The organism is Crassaminicella indica, assembly GCF_019203185.1.
In the GTDB taxonomy this organism is placed as follows: Bacteria; Bacillota; Clostridia; order Peptostreptococcales; family Thermotaleaceae; genus Crassaminicella; species Crassaminicella indica.
Genome location: NZ_CP078093.1, coordinates 1503889 through 1526201, shown reverse-complemented (window position 1 = coordinate 1526201; position 22313 = coordinate 1503889). Strand labels below are relative to the sequence as shown.

At 31.1% G+C, this 22313-nt stretch carries 18 protein-coding genes and 1 riboswitch; of the genes, 1 reads left to right on the top strand and 17 read right to left on the bottom strand.

Annotated features, from left to right (window positions below):
• Window position 1: 1 nt before the first annotated feature.
• The 6 genes from KVH43_RS07335 to KVH43_RS07310 all read right to left on the bottom strand — a co-directional run bounded on the left by KVH43_RS07335 (window position 2) and on the right by KVH43_RS07310 (window position 4628).
• Window positions 2-1240: an efflux RND transporter periplasmic adaptor subunit gene (locus KVH43_RS07335; RefSeq protein WP_218281909.1), complete on the bottom strand. Its 1239-nt coding sequence runs from the start codon at window positions 1238-1240 to the stop codon at window positions 2-4.
• A 125-nt stretch (window positions 1241-1365) separates the two neighbouring features.
• Window positions 1366-1827 carry a ribosomal protein S18-alanine N-acetyltransferase gene (gene rimI / locus KVH43_RS07330; protein WP_218281908.1) on the bottom strand — a complete coding sequence of 154 codons (462 nt, stop codon included), beginning with the start codon at window positions 1825-1827 and terminating at the stop codon, window positions 1366-1368.
• Window positions 1814-2536 carry a tRNA (adenosine(37)-N6)-threonylcarbamoyltransferase complex dimerization subunit type 1 TsaB gene (gene tsaB / locus KVH43_RS07325; protein ID WP_218281907.1) on the bottom strand — a complete coding sequence of 241 codons (723 nt, stop codon included), beginning with the start codon at window positions 2534-2536 and terminating at the stop codon, window positions 1814-1816. Before tsaB ends, rimI begins: the two co-directional genes overlap by 14 nt.
• The gene (gene tsaE, locus KVH43_RS07320; protein WP_218281906.1) at window positions 2533-2988 is read right to left on the bottom strand and encodes a tRNA (adenosine(37)-N6)-threonylcarbamoyltransferase complex ATPase subunit type 1 TsaE; all 456 of its coding nucleotides are present in this window, start codon (window positions 2986-2988) and stop codon (window positions 2533-2535) included. The genes tsaB and tsaE overlap by 4 nt, the downstream gene beginning before the upstream one ends.
• Window positions 2989-3261: 273 nt before the next feature.
• On the bottom strand, window positions 3262-3888 hold the full coding sequence (locus KVH43_RS07315) for an ECF transporter S component (protein ID WP_218281905.1): 627 nt from the start codon (window positions 3886-3888) through the stop codon (window positions 3262-3264).
• A 102-nt stretch (window positions 3889-3990) separates the two neighbouring features.
• Window positions 3991-4108: riboswitch (FMN riboswitch) on the bottom strand.
• Between the two features lie 49 nt (window positions 4109-4157).
• Window positions 4158-4628 (bottom strand): hypothetical protein, encoded by a 471-nt coding sequence (locus tag KVH43_RS07310; protein WP_218281904.1) that lies wholly within the window; start codon window positions 4626-4628, stop codon window positions 4158-4160.
• A gap of 202 nt (window positions 4629-4830) precedes the next feature.
• Here KVH43_RS07310 and KVH43_RS07305 point away from each other — a divergent pair, with 202 nt between their 5' ends.
• On the top strand, window positions 4831-5328 hold the full coding sequence (locus KVH43_RS07305; RefSeq protein ID WP_218281903.1) for a DUF1850 domain-containing protein: 498 nt from the start codon (window positions 4831-4833) through the stop codon (window positions 5326-5328).
• 38 nt (window positions 5329-5366) lie between these two features.
• Here KVH43_RS07305 and KVH43_RS07300 read toward each other — a convergent pair whose 3' ends face one another.
• The 11 genes from KVH43_RS07300 to KVH43_RS07250 all read right to left on the bottom strand — a co-directional run bounded on the left by KVH43_RS07300 (window position 5367) and on the right by KVH43_RS07250 (window position 22181).
• A complete protein-coding gene (locus tag KVH43_RS07300) occupies window positions 5367-7334 on the bottom strand; it encodes a TRAP transporter permease (protein ID WP_255547705.1) in 1968 nt (655 codons plus the stop codon).
• A gap of 43 nt (window positions 7335-7377) precedes the next feature.
• Window positions 7378-8352: a TAXI family TRAP transporter solute-binding subunit gene (locus KVH43_RS07295; RefSeq protein ID WP_218281902.1), complete on the bottom strand. Its 975-nt coding sequence runs from the start codon at window positions 8350-8352 to the stop codon at window positions 7378-7380.
• A gap of 141 nt (window positions 8353-8493) precedes the next feature.
• Window positions 8494-9228 carry a LytR/AlgR family response regulator transcription factor gene (locus KVH43_RS07290; RefSeq protein ID WP_218281901.1) on the bottom strand — a complete coding sequence of 245 codons (735 nt, stop codon included), beginning with the start codon at window positions 9226-9228 and terminating at the stop codon, window positions 8494-8496.
• A 1-nt stretch (window position 9229) separates the two neighbouring features.
• Complete coding sequence (locus tag KVH43_RS07285; protein ID WP_218281900.1) at window positions 9230-10942, bottom strand: LytS/YhcK type 5TM receptor domain-containing protein; 1713 nt, start codon at window positions 10940-10942, stop codon at window positions 9230-9232.
• Between the two features lie 19 nt (window positions 10943-10961).
• Window positions 10962-13121, bottom strand: coding sequence for a Tex family protein (locus tag KVH43_RS07280; protein ID WP_218281899.1), 2160 nt, complete (start codon window positions 13119-13121; stop codon window positions 10962-10964).
• Window positions 13122-13195: 74 nt separating this feature from the next.
• A protein-coding gene (gene prfB / locus KVH43_RS07275) for a peptide chain release factor 2 (RefSeq protein WP_218281898.1) occupies window positions 13196-14294 on the bottom strand; the annotation gives its coding sequence in 2 pieces (ribosomal slippage) (window positions 13196-14218 and window positions 14220-14294; 1098 coding nt in all).
• Window positions 14295-14314: 20 nt separating this feature from the next.
• Window positions 14315-17002 carry a preprotein translocase subunit SecA gene (secA, locus tag KVH43_RS07270; protein WP_218281897.1) on the bottom strand — a complete coding sequence of 896 codons (2688 nt, stop codon included), beginning with the start codon at window positions 17000-17002 and terminating at the stop codon, window positions 14315-14317.
• Between the two features lie 105 nt (window positions 17003-17107).
• Window positions 17108-17599 (bottom strand): DUF5317 family protein, encoded by a 492-nt coding sequence (locus tag KVH43_RS07265; RefSeq protein WP_255547846.1) that lies wholly within the window; start codon window positions 17597-17599, stop codon window positions 17108-17110.
• A 180-nt stretch (window positions 17600-17779) separates the two neighbouring features.
• Entirely contained in the window at window positions 17780-18310 is a 531-nt protein-coding gene (gene hpf, locus KVH43_RS07260; protein WP_218281895.1) for a ribosome hibernation-promoting factor, HPF/YfiA family, read from the bottom strand.
• 340 nt (window positions 18311-18650) lie between these two features.
• The gene (locus KVH43_RS07255) at window positions 18651-20318 is read right to left on the bottom strand and encodes an AAA family ATPase (RefSeq protein WP_218281894.1); all 1668 of its coding nucleotides are present in this window, start codon (window positions 20316-20318) and stop codon (window positions 18651-18653) included.
• A gap of 189 nt (window positions 20319-20507) precedes the next feature.
• The gene (locus KVH43_RS07250; RefSeq protein ID WP_218281893.1) at window positions 20508-22181 is read right to left on the bottom strand and encodes an AAA family ATPase; all 1674 of its coding nucleotides are present in this window, start codon (window positions 22179-22181) and stop codon (window positions 20508-20510) included.
• Window positions 22182-22313 lie beyond the last annotated feature (132 nt).

Sequence of the window (22313 nt, the reverse complement as noted above, 5' to 3'; positions counted from 1 at the left end):
ATTACATCACCTTATTCTCTTTGACCTCGATACCATCTTTAATATTTTCAGTAGGATTCATTATCACTCGGTCCTTTTCCTTTAATTCTTTTCCTATTACCTCAATCTCCAAGTCGCTTTCTATACCTGTTTCAATCTTTTGTTCTTTGACTTTTCCATTTCTTACAATAAAAATAACTTTATCTCCATTTTTCTTTGTATATATAGCTTCATAAGGTAGTACATAAGTATCTTTTTTACTTTCTGTCAATATATCCATCTTAGCTGAAAAACCTGGTTTTAAGTATGAATCTATATCCTCTATAGCCACCTTAATCTCAACAACATTTTCTTTTCCTCTTCCTGTTTGAACAGTTTTTGCAAAGGGACCAACATATTCTACCTTCCCTTTATATTCTTTTCCTTCAAAAGCATCTCCTGTAATCTTCACACTATCTCCTATTTTTATTTTACTTGCATCATATTCATTAACATCTGTAACAATTTCTAAATGATCTACATCCTGAATATACATAAGTGGAACATGATTTTCAATAATACCGCTTTCTGAAATTTTCATATCTACAATAGTTCCTGTAATAGGACTTTTAATAGTATATTTTTTTAGATCCTCATTTGCTTTTTCTAGCTGCAATTTAGCAAGCTTTATCTGCTTTTTCTTTTTTGCAATTTCTCCAGTATTTTCTCTATCTCCTATTTTTTTCTTAACCAAAGCATATTGATTATACATTTCATCTAAATTGTTTTTCGAATCATCTAATTCACTCTTACTTAATGCATTGGCTTCATAAAGCTGTTTATTTTTTTCATAATTATCCTTTGCATCTTTATACTTAATTTCTGCATTACTCAATTCGATTTCTAATTCTGCTTTTAATTGCTCCAAATCATTTTCAGCTATTGATAAGCTTGCTTGAGCTTCCTTGATTTTGTAAAGGATATCTGTTTTTTCTAGTTCCATAAGGACTTGACCTTTTTCTACTTTTTGACCTTTTTCTACAAGCATTTTTTCAATTTTTTCTTCTACATCAGAAACAATCTCTCTTTTATCCATAGACAAAATTTGACCCGTTACCTGAATATGAGATTCTATATTTTGTTTCTTAATCTCTACAGTTTCAACGCTCATAATAGGAGTTTGTCCTTTTTTACTCGCTTTAACCTTTCCTATCCCTATAGCAAACATCACTGCAATGATCGTTGCTATAATTAGCACCTTCTTTTTTTTCCCCTTTAACATGCTAAAACTCCTTTCTCATACATATAGGGCATACAATGTATGCCCTCAATCCTTTGTATTTCCTATTTTATCATAAAAAAGCTATTTTTTCCTTACAATTTCCTTACAAATTCCCTAACTTTATCCTAAATCTTTTCTTCAGAATGCTTTTCTGATCTCCACATGATCACAGCATCTTCTCCATTATCCTGATAATACTTCGGTCTAATACCACAGGCTTTGAATCCATATTTTTCATACAGCCTTTGTGCTACTTTATTTGACACCCTAACTTCTAAAGTCATTTCTTTAATCTCTTCTCTTTTCGCAATTTTTAACAATCCTTCGACAATCAAATTGCCATAACCTTTTCCTCTTACAGATGGATGTACTGCAATATTTGTAATATGTCCTTCATCTAATATCTTCCAAAACCCTCCATAACCTATAACTTTTTCTTCTTTTTCCAAAACAACATATCTAGCCTTTTCATTATGCTCTATTTCAGCTGTAAAGGCTTCTACAGACCACGGAATAGGAAAACTGCTTTTTTCTATTTCAAAAACATCATCAACATCTTCTAAAGTCATTGACCTAACTTTCACCATTTCCACACCTTTTCATTTTCTCTTCATATTGCCTTTCTGCTTCAGATTTTCTCAAATAAGTTGGTACCAATTCAAAATAATTTTGTATTTCTCCATTTTTTGCTTTTTCCATAGCAAGCTCTGCAACAGAAGAAGCTCTCTGCATCTTAACACTATTAGGTGAAAATACTGCCCGCTCTCCTAATCTTTCTATGAGATATTCTCTATTAGCCTCTATTCCATCTCCTAAGAATGTAACCTTTTCAGGTCTTTCTATAAGTTTTTCTACTAATTCTTTAATACTCATAGCCGCTGGTTTTTCTATGCTATATAAATCTTTATTCTCCCATTTATACACAGCTGTATATACTTGATTTCTTCTAGCATCTAAAATAGGACATATAATCCCTTCAGAAAAAGGCATATTAAATGCTAATGCATCTAAAGTAGATATTCCTACAACAGGAATATTCTGAGCATGTGCAAGTCCTTTTGCAGTAGCAACACCAATTCTAAGTCCCGTAAAAGATCCAGGCCCCTTTGCAACAGCCACAATATCTATATCCTTCATAGTTACCTCACAGCTTTCTAATAAAGCTTTTATCATGGGCATCAACTTTTGTGAATGCGTTCTTTTGTGATTTATAATATATTCTCCGATTAATCGATCATCGTCCATCACTGCCACTGTAGCAACAATAGACGAAGTGTCTAAAGCCAATATCTTCATATATTTTTCAACTCCTCTATGATTGTTTGAAAATGCTCACTTGTACCATTGATTTCTATTTCCCTTGTATTTTCATCAACCTTCTTTATATGAATCCATAAATGTTCCTTTGGGATTAGCTCCTCTATTTGTGATGCCCATTCAATAAGACATACCCCTTCTCCATAGAAATATTCTTCATATCCTAAATCCTCCATTTCCTCTATTTCTCCAATACGATATACATCAAAATGGTATAAAGGAATACGCCCTTCATATTCATGTATAATTGTAAAGGTAGGACTTGTAACACATTCATCGACTTCTAGTCCTTTTGCAATTGCCTTTGAAATAGTAGTTTTTCCTGCTCCTAAATCTCCTGTTAAACATACTACATCACTAGCCTTTAATAAGGTACCTAATTTATAACCTAAAGCATAAGTTTTTTGTTCACTATTACTAATTATCTTCATTTTCCACACCTCTATTAGCTTTTCTTATATAAATAACATTTATATAGGTAAACAACATCAACATAAAAAAAAGAAATATATAAAGATAAGTGAATGACTTCGATAACTTTTGTAAATCAAGTTATTTATCTATACTTACAGATTAAATATACTATTCATTACTTATATTCTCTCCAAAATCATACAATCATTATATATTTTCTCAAAAAATGCTGCAAGAGAATTCATACAACAAAAAAGAATTCTTTTCAGCAAGAATTCTTTTTTGTTGTATTATCTTGTTTTCAAAATAGGAGAAAGCTTCTTATAAAGAAAACCAGTTAAAATAGCTACCATAATACCTTTTATTAAGTTAAAAGGTACAACACCATACAATACTAAAGTCTTTATATCTACAATAGCATCATTCGCCGCTGCACTTAAAGAAATAATTTGCTCTAGTGGCATCACCTTTGCATAGAAAGGAAGAAGCATATAATAATTTGCAAGTGCTCCTACAACACTCATCGTAATAACCCCTACGATGATCCCAGCCATTGCTCCTTTTTTTGTTCTATATTTTTGATAAGAAATGCTCGCCGGAATAATTAAAGCAATCCCTACTAAAAAGTTTGCAAACTCTCCTACGCCTCCTGTAGTTGTCTTTGTAATAAAGTGCAGAAGATTTTTAATAAACTCAATCATAATCCCCGCAGCTGGTCCTAAAGCTAATCCCCCAATCAATGCAGGTAAATCACTAAAATCAATTTTTAAAAATCCTGGTAAGAAAAATATTGGAATTTCTATGAACATTATCACATATGCAAATACAGATAATATTGATATCTTCGTAAGTCCATTTACTGTTCCTATAGATTTTAATCTACAAGATTTTTTTTCAATAGCTGTTGCTTTATTCATTATAAAAAATCCTCCTTCTTTTCGGCAGTCCTCGTAAGGATTATATATAAAACGAAAGCGCCTGAATAAATATCTTCAGGCGCAGTACATACCAAAAAAAGCTTTTATCTTCTTCCATCCAGACTATACTGTCGGTACTGGAATTTCACCAGTTCAGCAGCTTTCGCCGCTCGCGGACTTTACCGCCGGTCGGGAATTTCACCCTGCCCCGAAGACTACCCTATTAAATTCTAATCACATTATATATTAGTTTTATTTCTTTTTCAAGTTTATCCTGCTATCTTTTCAAGCCATGTAAATTCATTGCATAATGATATGTCTTCCTTGTAGCCTATATATATGATAAACCCTAATATGATTTCATGAGGCAATAAATATAATAATCTCAACCAATTACTAGACCATATATACACAAAGTTAGCATCTGTAAAAATCATCAAAGACCCTTCCACTATCGTAACAATAATACAAGGCACCATAACAGAAAAAATAGCAACGCTCCATTTTACTCTTATGAAAATATACGTATAAATAATAAGAGATAGCGTTGTTGCAATCATATGAGGTCCAAAATCCATATATTTTCTTATAAAATATACACTTACTCCTTGTAATATTCCTACAACAACAACCTTCTTAATCTGCGGCTTTATACCCATTAACATCAATCCTGCCCATAAGATCAAAATTGACTCTGGAATAGAACCGAATATTATTGCTTGCATAGGCATTATTTCCATTCACATTTCCCCTTTAAAAGCATCTATCTTTTATTAAAATCATATTAATTCCTATAGTATTTATTCATAAAAACATTTATTTCTAAAAAAACTTTGTGATAATTATATTCAACATATTTTTCATAATTCCTCCAATTTCTTAGAGGATTCTTCCTATTTTTCATAGAACATTATAAATTAGTAACAAATTGGAGGGGTTTTTGTGAAAAAATATAATAAATTTGTTATCATTTTTCTAATTTTAGCTTTTATTTTAATGATTTTCATCCATATCCCTGTATTAATATTAGAAGATACAAAGCATTCAAAAATTATTTTTATTCATACAATTTCTCCAAATGATCACTTTACTATGCATTGGATGCATTCTGTGGAATTAGAGCCTTGGGAGGAAATATTTTATGTAGATTGTGATTATAATATTATACTAGACTATACAAGATTTAAAGCCTTTGGTGCTGGAGTTCCTGATTATGCAGGAAAAAAAACAGTAGTTAAGAACGGTTGGATTTACTTTTTAGAGATCGATAAAAAAATGCCAACTCTTACTTATGGCATCTCAAGCTTTGCAAAGCATACATTTTATTTTAATAACCAAAGACTAAAGCTTTATGAAATAGTTCCAAATGATGCTCCTTGTAAAATATATACAAAAAAGATTTCTATTCTTTCTTATGTATATGAAAAATTCATACAATAAACATAAAAATAGCTGTTTCACAAAGAAACAGCTATTTTTTATGCAGTAATAAAATCTCCTCTTTTTCCTCGCATCTTTTGAATAAAGAATATTACTAAGAATAGTACAAAACCTACAATATCTGTTTTAATTCCCGGCATCATAAGAAGGATAGCTGATGCAAACATAACTACTCTATATAAAATATTTACCTTTGCGAATAAATATCCTTCTGCAGCTACACCTAAGGCAACAACCCCAACCACTGCTGTAATAGTTGCTAAGATCACACCTATAGGTGTTGTATCAATCAATAAAAGAGCTGGTGAATATACAAAAATATACGGCACAATAAACCCAGCTAACGCTAGCTTTACAGCCTGAAATCCTGTTCTTGCTGGATTTCCACCTGCAATACCAGCTCCTGCAAATGCTGCTAATGCCACTGGCGGTGTTAAATTGGCAAGCATTCCAAAATAAAACACGAACATATGAGATACATGATGTGGTACACCCATTTTCGCAAGTGCTGGCGCTGCCATAGTCGCTGTAATAATATATGCTGGAATAGATGGAAGACCCATTCCAAGAACAATGCATGCTATCATTGTAAGGACTAATGTGATAAATAAATTCCCTTTTCCTAAGAAGAGAATAGCACCTGCAAGCTTTAATCCAAATCCAGTTAGTGTTGCAACCCCTATGATTAGTCCTACAATGGCACAAGACATTGCAACTCCTAAAGCTGTACGCGCACCGCTTTCTAATGCATCAATAATATCTTTAAAACTCATTCTCGTTTCTTTCTTTAATGCACTAGTAAGAATAGTTGCAATAATAGAATAAAATGCTGCATAAATAGGAGTTTTTCCTGAAATCAAAAGATATAGTAAAACAATCAATGGAATCAACAAATGTCCTCTTTGCTTTAAAACCTCAGAAACTCTTGGTAATTGTTCTTTTGGAAGTCCTGTTAAACCATTTTTTGAAGCCCTTAAATGAATCATAACAATTACTCCAAGATAATATAAAAGAGCTGGAATAGCAGCAGCTGCTGCAATATGAATATATTTTATCCCCAAATACTCTGCCATAATAAATGCTGCTGCTCCCATAACAGGTGGTAAAATTTGTCCTCCACAAGATGCAGTTGCTTCTACCGCTCCAGCAAACTCGGGTTCATATCCTATCTTTTTCATTAACGGAATAGTAAATGCTCCTGTTGTTACCACATTCGCAACAGCACTACCATTGATTGAACCAAGTAAACCACTAGAAATAACAGCTACCTTTGCAGGACCTCCCTTGCCTTTTCCAGCAATAGCCATTGCCAAATCATTAAAAAACTGACCCATTCCTGATTTTGATAAAAATGCTCCAAATAATACAAATAAGAAAATATATGTTGAAGATACGCCAATAGCAATACCAAAAATTCCTTCCATAGTCAGATACATATATTCTGCTATATCTTTTATGCTATATCCTCTATGTGCAATAATATCTGGCAAATAAGGTCCTACATAAGCATAAATTAAGAATAATACAGCTAAAATTGCAATCTCATTCCCAGTAATCCTTCTTCCTGCTTCTAATACCAATATAATTGCCATAATCCCAAATGCAATATCTGTATTATTAGGCATTCCTGCACGAAGCACTAGGTCATTATAATTCATAACAATATACAATCCTAATACTATTGACAATACTGCAAAAATCCAATCTAAAATAGATGCTTTTTTCTTAGAAGATTTTTTAGAAAATGGATACAAAATGAATACTAAAGCCATTACAGCTGTAGTGTGGACTGCCCTATGCATCAATGTAACCAAAGGACCTGTTGCTGCAGTATAAAGATGAAATAATGATAATCCAATACACATAATAAATACAATCATTCCAGGAATACTATTTTTGTTAAATTTTCTAAATCTAGATTCTGCATCATATTTTTCAAGTATGGCTTCATGTCCTAAGCCCATCTCTTGCTCCTTTGACATCTTATCACCCTTTCTATTTTTCAATCCATATCCCTACAAAGAAAGGGCATCTTCAATGCCCTCTTTATTATTTTCCTTGCTCTTTATAATATTTTTCTGCTCCTGGATGTAGTGGAATAGGCATTCCTTTTTTTACTGTATCTAAACTAATTCTCTTCGCTGCAGAATGTGCTTGATGTAATGCATCTAAATTTTCAAATATTGTTTTTGTAATATCATATACTACATCATCACTTAGTTCTGCTCTTGTTACAAGCAATGTTGTAACTGCTGCAGTTTCAACATCCTCTTTATTGTCATAAGTTCCTGCTGGTATTACCTCTGAAGAATAGAATGGATAATCTGCTGCTAATTTTTCTACCACAGCTTTTCTTATTGGTACAATTTTCACATCATGAGTTGTGCAAATATCCATAATTGTTGAGTTTGGAAGTCCTGAAGTTAAGAATGCTGCATCTACTGCACCATTTTTTAACTGCTCAATACTTTCAGAATATGATAAGAAATCTTCATCAATATCATCATAAGTAATGTCATGAGCTGCTAAAATTTGACGAGCATTTACTTCTGTACCACTTCCTGGAGCTCCTACTCCAACTCTCTTTCCTTTTAAATCTGAAATCTCATTGATTCCATTTCCTTCTAATGTTACTACCTGTACAAAGTTTGGATAAAGCGCAGCAATACCTCTTAAATTTTCAACTTTTCCTTTATCCTTAAAAACCTCTGTTCCCGTATATGCATAGTTGATGACATCATTCATCGCAAAAGCAAGCTCAGCCTTTTGCTCTCCAAGTAGTGTTGCATTGACTGCAGATGCTCCTGTAGATTGTACAGATGCATTCACATTTTCAAGCTTTTCATTTAAAATATTAGAAATCGCACCACCGATTGCAAAATATGGTCCTGAACTACCGCCCGTAGCAATTGTTACAAACGTTTTCTTAGCCTTTGAAGCTTGATCTTCTGATTTTGAACATCCAACAGCAAAAACACTTAATGCTAACATACATACTAAAAGTATTGATAGCTTTTTCTTCATTTAGTTTTCCCCCTTACCTATTTATTTGATAAAATTATATATTATTTTTAGAAATATTAAAATTTATTTACATTTTGTTGCACTATTTTAAAATAACCTGCATTTATTTTCAATAAAAAGCAAGAAGCAGATCTCTCTGCTTCATATGCCTAATATTTTTTTAAATTTCTTCAAATAATTTCTGCTAACAGGTATTTCTACTTCTTCCTTTCCCTTTATTTTTATCTTATACGTATAATTAAACCACGGAATAATCTCATTTATATAATCAATATTTACAATATAGCTTTTATGGGTACGAATAAACCTTTTCTTTTTAAATCTTTCTTCCAATTCCTTTAACGAAAAATTGCAACTATACTCTCCCCCTCTTGCATGAACAACAATATCTTGATGCCTAGATTCAATATATTGAATTTCTTCTATATCCATTAGAATAAAACGATCTCTCTGAAATACACATAATTTATTAATTTCTACTTCTTCATCTTTTTGTGCATACTTATATTCTTTATTCATCTGCTTCTTAACTCGATCAATAGCAGATTTTAATCTCTCTTCTGAAAAAGGCTTTAATATATAATCACTTACATTTATTTCAAAGCCTTGAATAGCATATTCATTATATGCTGTTGCTAAAATAACAAATGGAGAATTTTCCTGATCTAATATTTTTCGAGCCAACAAAAGACCATTCATATGCTGAAGCTGAATATCCAAAAATACTAGATCTGGAGATAATTTTTTTATTAATTTCATTACCTCTTCTCCATCACCCGTTTCACCAACAATTTCTATATCGTCATATTTTTTTAGAAAATATTTTAACTCATCACGAATATATTTTTCATCATCCACAATCATAACCCTGAGCAATCTAATCACACTCCTCAGCATGCTCTATAACAGGAATTTTTAGAACTACAACAGTTCCTTTTCCTACTTTGCTCTCTATCTGTAGTCCATATTTTTCTCCAAACATTCCCTTTAATCTTTGGTTTACATTGTTAATACCCAAAGAATCCTCATGTATCTGCTTATCACTCATAATCTGTAAGAGTCTTTCCTTTTCTATACCTACTCCATCATCTTCAATGTGAATGATTACTTCGTTTTTTTGCTTCTTTCCAGTAATACTTACCCTCCCGCCATTCTTTTTAGGAAGAAGTCCATGCTTTATAGCATTCTCTACAATTGGCTGAAGAGTTAGAGGAGGAAGAATACAATTTAAGTTTTCTTCTATATCATAAATTACTTCCAATTTTTCTTCAAACCTTGCTTTCTCAATCTCTACATAAGATTTTACATGATTTAATTCAACTTCTAAATCTATAACCTCTTTGTTCATATTCAAATTCTTTCTAAAAACATTACTAAGGTGAGTAATTAAGCTTCTTGCTTTATCAGGATTGGTTCTGCAAAGAGAACCGATCACAGTTAAAGAATTAAATAAAAAATGAGGATTTATCTGAGCTTGTAACGCTTTAAGCTCAGCCGCAGCCAAAAGCTTTGAATGATATTCAAGCTTTCCTAGCGTCAACTGAGTAGAAAAAAGCTTTGCTAATCCATTTGCAAGCTCCACATCAATAGCTGTTATTGCATTAGGTACGCCTTTATAGAGCTTAAAAGTTCCGATGACTTTATCATTTTCCTTTAATGGAAACATAACAACAGATTCAAGGGGGCAATTGTGATTTCTATACATACACAGCTTTTCACTACAATGCCCTAAAATAATAGGTTCTCCTGTAGCAAGTACGTGATTCGTAATATCTGTTACAATAGGCTTTCCTACCTCATGCCGATCTGTCCCAGCTCCAGCATGAGCTACAATTTTTTCTGTATTAGTAAAGCTTACAGCATTATATTCTGTCATATCATAAACTATTTGTGCTACTTTTTGAATATCCTTTGAACTTAACCCCTTTTTGATGAAAGGTAAGGTTTTATCAGCAATCCTAAGAGTCAACTCTGCCTGCTGAGCTCCCATTTTTTCTTCCTCGGTGAATATATTATCAATAATAACAAATAAAAGAGCCAAACCTAGTGAATTAATCACAACCATTGGAATCCAAATAGCTTTTACTAAGCTGACTGCATCCTCAAAGGGTCTTGAAAAAATTAGAACAGAAATTTTTCTCATGCTCTCAGCAATAGCTCCTGTAAGTGCCGCATACATCCATTTTTTCTTCTTATTTTGAATAAATTTACCCATAAATCCTGCCATAATCCCTTCAAATACAGTAGATACAGCACAAGCAGTTGTAGTAAAGCTGCCAGCAAAAATCATACCTCTATGGATTCCTGCTATAAGTCCTGCCAACAGCCCTACTAATGGACCTCCTAAAAGTCCTCCTGTTGCAACACCAATGATCCTTGTATTCACCAATGCTCCTTCAAATTCTATACTAAAATAAGTTCCGATAATTCCAAATATACCAAAAACAGAAGATAAAATCAGTTTATCAATTAGCTTTACAGGCCTTTTTGCAATAAGATTCCGAAATGATCTTAATCTCGATAATATGAATGCAAAAACAAACAGATTACCAAATTTATTTGCAAGTCCTAATATAATGTTTAAAATCATCAAGCCCCCTCCAATAAACTTAAACCTGCTTCATACTCAAAGAAATTTTTCCTCTCTCAATATCTAATCCAATAATTTTTACCTTTACTTCATCTCCAACAGAAACCACATCCATTGGATTTTTTACAAACCTATCGCTTAATTGAGAAATATGTACTAATCCATCCTGCTTCACACCAATATCTACAAAAGCTCCAAAATCAACAACATTTCTTACTGTGCCAGTCATTATCATATCTATCCTTAAATCTTCCATTTTTAACACATCACTTCTAAATACTGGTTTAGGCATTTCTTCTCTTGGATCTCTGCCTGGTTTTTTTATTTCTGATATAATATCCTTTAAAGTTGGAAGCCCAACCTCTAGTTCTTCTGCTAACCCAGCAAGCTCTTTACCATACTCGTTTATTTTTTCATCAATATTTCTTAATTTCCCTTCCTTAATATCATCAATAGTATAACCTAATTTTTCTATCAACCTCATAGTGATTGCATAGGACTCTGGATGGACAGCTGTATTGTCTAAAGGATTGTCTCCATCAGAAATTCTTAAAAACCCTGCACATTGCTCATATGCCTTATCTCCTAATCGCTTCACTTTTTTCAGTTGATTTCTGTTTTTAAACTTACCATTCTCTTCCCTATATTTTACAATATTTTTTGCTATAGAGGAAGAAATACCCGATACATAATTGAGTAGAGAAGGAGAAGCTGTATTCAAATCAACACCAACACTATTTACACAATCCTCCACTACATTTTCTAAAGCTTGTCCTAATTTAGTTTGATTTAAATCGTGTTGATATTGTCCAACTCCTATACTTTTAGGATCTATTTTTACCAGCTCTGCTAATGGATCCTGCAATCTTCTACCAATTGAAATCGCTCCTCTAATAGATACATCTACATCTGGATATTCTTCTGTTGCAAGCTTTGATGCAGAATACACAGATGCTCCTGCCTCACTGACAATAGTATAATATACCTCTCTTTTTATATCCTTTAGCATTTCTGCTACCACCAACTCTGTTTCTCTTGAAGCTGTACCATTCCCAATAGGAATAATATCAATATCATATTTTTCAATAAGCTCCTTCATAATCTTTTTTGATTCTTCAATCTTATTGTGCGGTTCATTTGGATAAATAGTCGTATAATCTAACAATTTACCTGTTTCATCTAATATAGCAAGCTTGCATCCTGTTCTAAAGCTTGGGTCAATCGCCAACACTCGAACATTTTTAACAGGAGGGATTAACAATAAAGGCTTTGTATTTTTTGCAAATACCTTTATAGCTTCTTCTTCAGCTCTCTCTGTTAGACTATTTCTTATTTCTCTTTCAATAGATGGACTAATCAATCTTTTATAACTATCTTCTATTGCCTCTAATAGAATTTTAGTAGTAATAGCTTTTGGATTTGTTATCACTTTATCTTGTAGATAATTTATTATTTCTTCATCAGGACTTAATAGCTTTACTTTTAATTTTTTTTCTTTTTCTCCTCTATTGATAGCCAAAATTCTATGATTGGCTATTTTATTCACTGATTCTTGAAAATCATAATACATCTCATAAACAGTTTTCTCATCCTCATCTTGAGCCTTTGATTGAATTATTCCTTTTTTTAAATTCAATGCTCTGATTTTCTCTCTGTATTCAGCATTATCAGATATAATTTCTGCAATAATATCCTTTGCACCATTTACTGCATCCTCTACTGTATTTACTCCTAAATCCGAGTTTATAAAAGGCTCTGATAAACCTTCAATAGTTCCTTCAATAACTTCCTGCTTCAAAAGCATTTCTGCTAAAGGCTCTAAACCTTTTTCCTTTGCCATTGTAGCCCTTGTTCTCCTTTTTGGCTTAAATGGTCTATATAAATCTTCTATTTTTTGAAGAACTGTGGCTTTAAGTATTTCTTCTTTTAACTCATCTGTTAATTTTCCCTGTTCATCTATTAATCTTATGACTTCTTCTTTTCTTTCTTCTAAATTTCTTAAATATGTAAGCCTATCATAAATTTGCCTTAAAACTTCATCACTCAATCCACCCGTTGCTTCTTTTCTATATCTTGCAATAAATGGTATAGTGTTTCCTTCATCTATCAGTTTTATAGTCTCCTGTACCTGATAGCTTTTGATCTGAAATTCCTTTGCCAACTGATTTACTATTTTCATTATCATTCCTCCAAACAATATTTTTTACAAGGATAAAGAAAAGGCGTAAGTATGTTTCACGCCTTTTCTTTATCCTACATTTTTTTTAGGTATTCGTTTATAAATATATCAATTTCTCCGTCCATTACAGCTTGAACATTTCCTACTTCTGTATTAGTTCTATGATCTTTTACCATATTATATGGATGAAAAACATAAGATCTTATTTGGCTTCCCCATGCAATCTGACTATAATCTCCTTTTAAATCCTCTATTTTATCCTTATGTTCTCTTTCTTTTAACTCTATAAGCTTACTTTTTAGCATTTTCATAGCTGTCTCACGATTGCTGTGCTGAGAACGCTCATTCTGACATTGTACTACAATTCCTGTAGGAATATGTGTAATTCGAATAGCTGAATCTGTCTTATTTACATGCTGTCCTCCTGCTCCACTAGCACGATAAGTATCTATTCTTAAATCATTTGGATTTATATCAATCTCTATAGCTTCATCTAGCTCAGGCATCACATCTAAAGATGCAAAGGAAGTATGTCTTTTTCCTGATGGATCAAATGGCGAAATTCTTACAATACGATGCACACCCTTTTCACTTTTTAAATACCCATAAGCATTTTCCCCTTCGATTAGTAAGGTTACATTTTTGATACCTGCTTCTGTATCTGGTAAAATATCAAGTGTTTTCACTCTATAGCCTTTCCTCTCAGCCCATCTGGTATACATCCTAAGGAGCATTTCAGCCCAATCCTGAGCATCTAATCCTCCTGCTCCCGAGTGAATAGAAATAATCGCATTGTTTTTATCATATTCTCCCGATAACAGCGTTTCTATTCTTAAAGATTCTATATCCTTTTTAAGCTTTTCAAGCTCCTCTTTAGCTTCCTTTTCTACAGACAAATCTGATTCTTCAATCGCCATATCGATCAAAATACCTAATTCTTCATATTTTTCGTGAATATCCTCAAAGCTTTTTAGCTTATCCTTTAGCCCTTTTGCCTTTTGAAGGACTTTTTGTGCCTTTTGAGGATCATCCCAAAAATTCTGTGCCATTGATTTTCGTTCTAATTCTTCTACTTCATGCTTTAAATTTTCTATGTCAAAGAGAAACCCTCAAATCATCTAAAGGTTTTTTTAGAGTACTCAGCTCATATTTTAGCTGCTCTAACTGTACCATATAATCCCTTCTTTCTATAATTATTTGCCACAGCACTTTTTATATTTTTTCCCACTTCCACAAGGACAAGGATCATTTCTTCCCACTCTTTTTTCCTTCGTAACTGGTTTCTTTCCTACAGGTGCATCCGGTCCACTAGTTCCTGTTACCTTTACAACCTGTTTTCTCTCTGTTTCTGTTTGAACTGTTACATTAAATAAATGTTTTAATGTATCCTCTTGAATACTAGCTATCATAGCTTCAAACATATCAAAGCCTTCCATCTGATAAGCTCTTACTGGATCCTCCTGTCCATAAGCACGAAGACTAATCCCCTGTCTTAATTGATCCATAGCATCAATATGATCCATCCATTTTGTATCTACAATTCGAAGTAGAATTACTCTCTCTAATTCTCTCATTCTTTCTGGTCCAACTTCTTCTTCCTTTTGTTGATACAAATTCTCTGCTATTTTCATTATTCTTATCTTTAAATCTTCCTTTGTCATTTCTTCTAAATCATCAAACTGAAGGCTTCCCTTTGGCAGGAATATTGTTTTTAGATAATCCTCCAACCCTTTTAAATCCCATTCTTCAGGATATTTAGCTTCAGCCGTATAATTTTCAATAGCACTATCTACTAAGCTTGAAAGCATCCCCATAATATGCTCTCTTAAATTTTCTCCTTCAAGAACTCTTTTTCTTTCTTTATACATAACTTCTCTTTGCTTGTTCATAACATCATCATATTGAAGAACATGCTTTCTTATAGCGAAGTTTCTACCTTCTACTCTTTTTTGTGCACTTTCTATTGATTTTGAAAGAATTTTAGCTTCAATAGGCTCATCATCTTCCATTCCTAATTTTTCTACAACACCTTGTATTCTTTCACTCCCAAATAATCTCATCAAATCATCTTCAAGAGATATAAAAAACTGTGACGAACCTGGATCTCCCTGACGTCCTGAACGACCTCTTAACTGATTGTCAATCCTTCTTGATTCATGTCTTTCAGTACCAAGAATAGCAAGTCCTCCTACTGCTAACACCTTATCGCGTTCAGCATCTGTAGTCTTTTTGATTTCACTATAAAGGTCATTATATACCTTTCTTGCTTTTATAATCTCTTCATCATCTGTATGGGAAAAGCTTGTAACCATAGATAGTACATTATCACTATATCCCATCTTTTTCATTTCTTTTTTTGCCATAAACTCTGGATTTCCACCCAAAACAATATCTGTACCACGTCCTGCCATATTAGTAGCAATAGTCACAGCTCCAAGTCTTCCTGCTTGTGATATTATCTCTGCTTCTCTTTCATGATGCTTTGCATTTAGCACTTCATGTGGAACACCTTGTCTTTTCAACATCTTACTCAAAAGCTCAGAGTTTTCTATAGATATAGTACCTACAAGAACTGGCTGACCAACTTTGTGTTTTTCAACAATCTGATTTATTACTGCTTTGAATTTTCCTTCTTCTGTTTTATATATCGAATCAGGTAAATCCTTTCTCTGAATAGGCTTATTAGTTGGAATCACAACAACATCCATATTATATATATGCCTGAATTCATCTTCTTCTGTCTTTGCTGTTCCTGTCATACCAGCTAATTTATTATACATTCTAAAATAATTTTGAAGAGTAATAGTAGCCAAAGTTTTTGATTCTCTTTGTACCTCTAAGCCTTCCTTTGCCTCTATTGCTTGATGAAGCCCATCACTATATCTTCTACCAAACATAAGTCTTCCTGTAAATTCATCAACAATAATAATTTCTCCGTCTCTTACAACATAATCCTTATCTCTCTTCATCATAGTATGAGCTCTTAATGCTTGATTTATATGATGTGATATTTCCATATTTTCTAAATCTGCTAAATTTTCAAGACCAAAGAACTTTTCAGCCTTTTCAACACCTCCACCTGACTCATCTGTAAGCACTACTGTATTCGCTTTTTCATCTATTACATAATCCTCTTCTTTTTTTAGAGTCTTTACAAATTGATCCACAATTTGATAAAGTCTTGTCGATTTTTGTCCTGCTCCAGAAATAATAAGAGGTGTTCTAGCTTCATCAATTAAAATACTGTCTACCTCATCCACAATAGCATAATTTAGAGGTCTTTGCACCATTTCCTCTTTATATAACACCATATTATCTCTTAAATAATCAAACCCAAATTCATTATTTGTTCCATAAGTAATATCTGCATTATATGCAGCTCTTCTTTCTTCATTGCTCATTCCATGAACAATACAGCCTACTGTTAAGCCTAAGAAATTATATACTTTGCTCATCCATTCCATATCACGCTTTGCTAAGTAATCATTTACAGTTACAACATGTACTCCCTTCCCTTCTAGGGCATTTAAATACACCGGAGCTGTTGCAACCAATGTTTTACCTTCTCCTGTCTTCATCTCTGCAATTCTTCCTTGATGAAGGACAATTCCTCCTAAAAGCTGTACAGGAAAGTGTCTCATGCCTAAAGTTCTAAAAGCTGCTTCTCTTACTACTGCAAAAGCCTCTGGAAGTATATCATCTAATGTTTTTCCTTTACTTAATAAATCTTTAAATTCATTTGTTTTATTTTTTAGGTCTTCGTCACTTAATTTCTTAATCTTCTCTTCAAAAGCTTCTATTTTATCAACTATCTTAAAAAGCCTTTTTACCTCTCTATCATTAAAGCTACCAAATATCTTTTCTAAAAGCTTCATTTTCATCATCCTCTCCAAATGAGTGAATCATACTCCAATTTCCATTTTAACACAATAAAACAATGGTGCAAATTAAATAACGATTACAAAAGGAAGAACCTCTGTCCTTCCTTATTGTTTCCCTTTATATTGAAATTTTATCATTGTTGTAGGTCTTTGTCCAAATCTACTTCTAAGCATTTCCCCATGTATAAATAAAAGCATTCCTAAACTGACAAACATATCACCTATGCCTAATTCATCTGATAAAATATAATATTTTGGAATAACAATACGAAAGTTCAAAACAGATAAAAATGCAGGCAGTTTTGCAGGATCAATAAAGATCAGTATTAAATTTAGTATTACACCTATAAGTATTGCCCAAAATCCTTTTTTATCTATATTCACCACCAAAGCAATTACTGCTAAAATTAATGAAAAACTATAAACATACGTGCTATATTTAATCAACAAAGGAACTTTATCAGAAAAAATTAGAACAACTTGCATCAACAACGAAAGAATAAGTAAAGGCCACAATCGTATATGCAAAAACTTCAAATTTCTTAATTTACCTCCTCTTATTTTTCCCAAAATAAAACCTATAATTGTCCCTACCATTAACAATTTACACCACTCCCCAGAAGCCCATTTTTAATAGTATTTGATTCTTAATTACCTTTTCCTCCATTTTTTTCATATATACATATAGTAATCCAAAATAACAATTTTTACAAATATTTATTTTACTTAATAATCATATTTCCATAAAAAAAAGGTAGCTTTCGCTACCCTGATTTTTTAGTATGTTGGTTCAATCAAACCATAATTTCCATCTTTTCTTTTATATACAACATTTACATCATCTGTATCACTATTCGTAAATACAAAGAAGTTGTGTCCTAAAAGCTCCATCTGCAATACTGCTTCTTCTGCATCCATAGGCTTTACTGGAAATCTCTTAGTTTTTACAATATGCGATTCTTCATCAAAAGTATCCTTTAAAGTCGGAATATTTTCAAATCGAATAGTATCATGCCCTTTATTTCTCTTTTCAAGCTTTGTTCTATGTTTTTGAATCTGTTTTTTTAATTTATCAATTGCTTTATCTACTGATGAATACATATCCTCAGTAGCTTCTTCTGCTCTAAGGATAGTTCCATTGATAGGTATTGTAATCTCAATAATCTGTCTATTTTTTTCTACACTTAATGTCGCTTGAGCCTCTGTATCCTCCTTGAAGTATTTTCCAAATCTTTCTAATTTCCCTTCTACCATGTCCTTTAATGCATCTGTAATCTCTAAATTTTTTCCACTTACTTTCACTATCATATACTTCAGCTCCTTCCAGCAAATATAATCCATGAGTTAAAAGAATTAACTCAAAATTGTAACCAATACTAAAAATTCATTTAGTATATTACTATTCCATATATATTTATACTTTTCCTCCATTTTGAAAAATTATCTATTTTTTCATTTGGACAAGTTTTATATTTATATTTTACCCACTTAAAAACCTCTCAAACAACTATTTAACCATAAAAATGTAGTTTTGCTTGAAAAATTTATCTTGTTTTTTAGAGAACTAAATAAAAATCTTGTAATGATTCTCTTTTATTGATTTCTTAATTTATAAAAACTGCCATGACTGATTATGCCATGGCATTATTTATCCCTCAACTACTAAAACTTCTTTTCCTTCAAATGCTATTCCTAGCTCCATTATGTTTTCAATTCCCATATCCAATAATTCCTGTTTATAATTCTTATCTTTTATTTGCGCTATTGCTTTATCTGCTGCAATTTCCAATGTTTCTTTTCTTCTTTTGCTTACATTTTTAAATTCTATTATTATACCCATCTTACTTTTATCTTTAGGTATTATCATTATATCATATCTTCCATATCCACTTTCTCTATTTGATTTTACTTCATATTCCTCATTTAACGCTACTAAAATTCCAAGCACAAATGCATGATAGAATTTTTCACTTTCCTCTATATCAAAATAGCTTGCACTTTTTATTATATACTCACTAAATATATCTTCAAATGTTTCTATATCTCCTGTTGTCAAGCTCTTTAGCATATAATTAAATTTTTCATTATTAATACTTTCTTTAAACCAAGACAATATTATTTCTTCATATAGATATTTCACTTCAAAATTTGGTATTTCTAATGTACAAAAACTTCTCCCCATTTTTAAATTTTCATTTATAACTTTTAAATACCCACTAAAAAGCAAAAAACTCCATACATTTTCCGATCCATTTTCTACATCATTCATCACTATATCTTCATTTATTTGTTTTACAATAGCTTTTCCTTTTATCAAATCTTCAAGTTCTTTTTTTACTGTTTCTCCTGCTTTTGTCAATACTATTTTTACTAAATCATTACTGCTCGTATTTACCCAATAAGGTCTAAATCCATTTTCATGATTTTTTACATAATTTAGTATTGACCATGGATTGTATATCACATTTTCTCCAAATATATATCCATTATACCATTTTCTAACTTCATCCATTTCATATTCTATATTATAATGCTTTAATATTTCTTCTACTTCACTTTCTAAAAAACCAAATTTATCACCATAGCTATTTTTTAATATAGTAAAAACTTCCAAATTATTAAGTCCTGAAAATATACTTTCTTTTGCTACTCTTAATATTCCAGTAAGAACTCCCTTTTGCAAATACTCATTATCTTTAAGAGCACCACTCAAAAAATTTCTCATAAATTCTATTATTTCTTTATAGTATCCACTTAAATATCCACTTTGTATTGGTGTATCATATTCATCTATCAACACAATTGTTTTTTGATTATAATATTCACTTAAAAACTTACTTAAATTTTTAAGACTTGTTTCATATTCAACTTGAGATGCTCTCTTATATAATATGTCTTTAAAATATATTTCATCTTCTTCATTTAAAAATTGACTTTCTATCAAATACCTATGTCTTGAATATTCTTTCGATATAATTTCTTTCATTTTTTCATAACACTTTTGAAAATTTCCATCTTTTATATCTTTGAATGTTAGATATATGACTGGGTATTTCCCCTGCATATCCATTATATCTTTATACTTATTCACCTTTAAATTCTCAAATAAATATTTATTATCTTCATCATTTTTCTCAAAAAAATACCTAAGCATACTCATATTAAGTGTCTTCCCAAAACGCCTAGGTCTTGGAAGAAGTATTACTTCCGAACCATCATTTATTATTTCCTTTATAAATAAACTCTTATCTACATAATAATAATTTTCAGTTATCAATTTTTTAAAATCACTTATTCCTATCGGTACTTTCTTCATAAATTTTTCTCCTCTAATTTAAAATTATTACCTATTATTATATCATAACCAATCATCATTGATCTATTTCTCAAAATCAACCCTTGTTTTAATGGATGTATCTCTTAAATGAATTGATGAATAATTTCAAAATAAAACATCAACAATCAATCACAAAAACTGCCATGACTAATTATGCCATGGCGTTATTTATCCCTCAACTACTAAAACTTCTTTTCCTTCAAAAGCAATCCCAAGCTCTATTATATCTCTAACTCCTCTATCTAATAATTCCTGTTTGTAATTTTTTTCTTTTATTTGCTTTAATGCATTATTACAAGCTATTTCTAAAGTTTCTTTTCTTCTTTTATTTACTTTTTTAAACTCCATAATTATCCCTAGTTTATTTTTATCTTTTGGAATTAATGCTACATCATATCTTCCATATCCACTTTCTTTGTTTGATTTAACCTCATATTCATTTGAAAGTGCTATTAGCATCCCAAGAACAAATGCATGATATACCTTTTCACTATCATCACCAGATACATCAAAATAACTTATACTACTTAATACAAATTCAGCTAATATGTCTTCAAATGTTTCTATATCTTTATTTATTAAACTTTTTAACATCAAATTGAATTTTTCATTATTTATATTTTCCTTAAACCACATCATAATTATTTCTTCATACAAATATAATACCTCTTTATTTGGTATTTTTAAATTGCAATAAAGTCTTCCTTCTTTACGCTTTTTCCTTACAACTTTTAAGTATCCACTAAAAAGTAAAAAACTCCATACACTTTCTGCACTTTTATCTATATCCTTCATCGATATATCTTCATTTATTATTTTAATAATGTCTTTACCCATCATTAAATCTTCGAGTTCCTTTTTAACTGCTTCTCCTGAACTTGTAAGAATTTCTTTGACTAAATCATTACTGCTTGTATTTACCCAATGAGCTTTAAATCCTTCTTTGTAGTTATCTACATAGCTAAGTATTGACCATGGATTATATATTACATTTTCTCCAAATATATATCCGTTGTACCAATTTCTAACTTCATCAATTTCATACTCTATATTATAGTATTTTAAAATTTTTTTCACTTCATATTCTAAAAAACCAAAGTTACTGCTATAATCTTCGTTTAGCATTGTACAAACTTTTAAATTATTAAGTCCTGAAAATATACTTTCTTTCGCAACTCTTAATATTCCAGTTACTACTCCTTTTTCTAAATATATATTATCTTTTAAAGCACCACTTAAAAAATTTCTCATAAATTCTATACTTTCACTATAATAGTTATTTAAATATCCACTTTGAATAAGAACATCATATTCATCTATCAAAATAATTATTTTTTGTTTATAGTGTTTATATAAATATTTGCTTAAATTTTTTAAGCTCATTTCATATTCACCTTGAGAAGCTTCTTTATATAGCACTTTTTTGAAATAAATCTTTTCAACATCACTTAAGTACTCAGATTCTAGTAAATATCTAAATTTATCATATTCATCAGATATAATATCTTTTACTTTTTCATAGGATTTTTTAAATTTTGTATCTTTTACATCTTTAAAGGTTAGATAAATGACTGGGTATTTCCCCTGCATACCCATTATATCTTTATACTTATTCACCTTTAAATTCTCAAATAAATATTTATTATCTTCATCACTTTTCTCAAAAAAATATCTAAGCATACTCATATTAAGTGTCTTTCCAAAACGCCTAGGTCTTGGAAGCAGTATTACCTTTGCTCCATCATCTATGATTCCTTTTATAAATAAACTTTTATCTACATAATAATAATTTTCAGTTATCAACTCTTTAAAATCACTTATTCCTATCGGTACTTTCTTCATAAATTTTTCTCCTCTAATTTAAGGTTATTACTTATTATTATATCATAACCAATCATCATTGATCTATTTCTCAAAATCAACCCTTGTTTTAATGGATGTATCTCTTAAATGAATTGATGAATAATTTCAAAA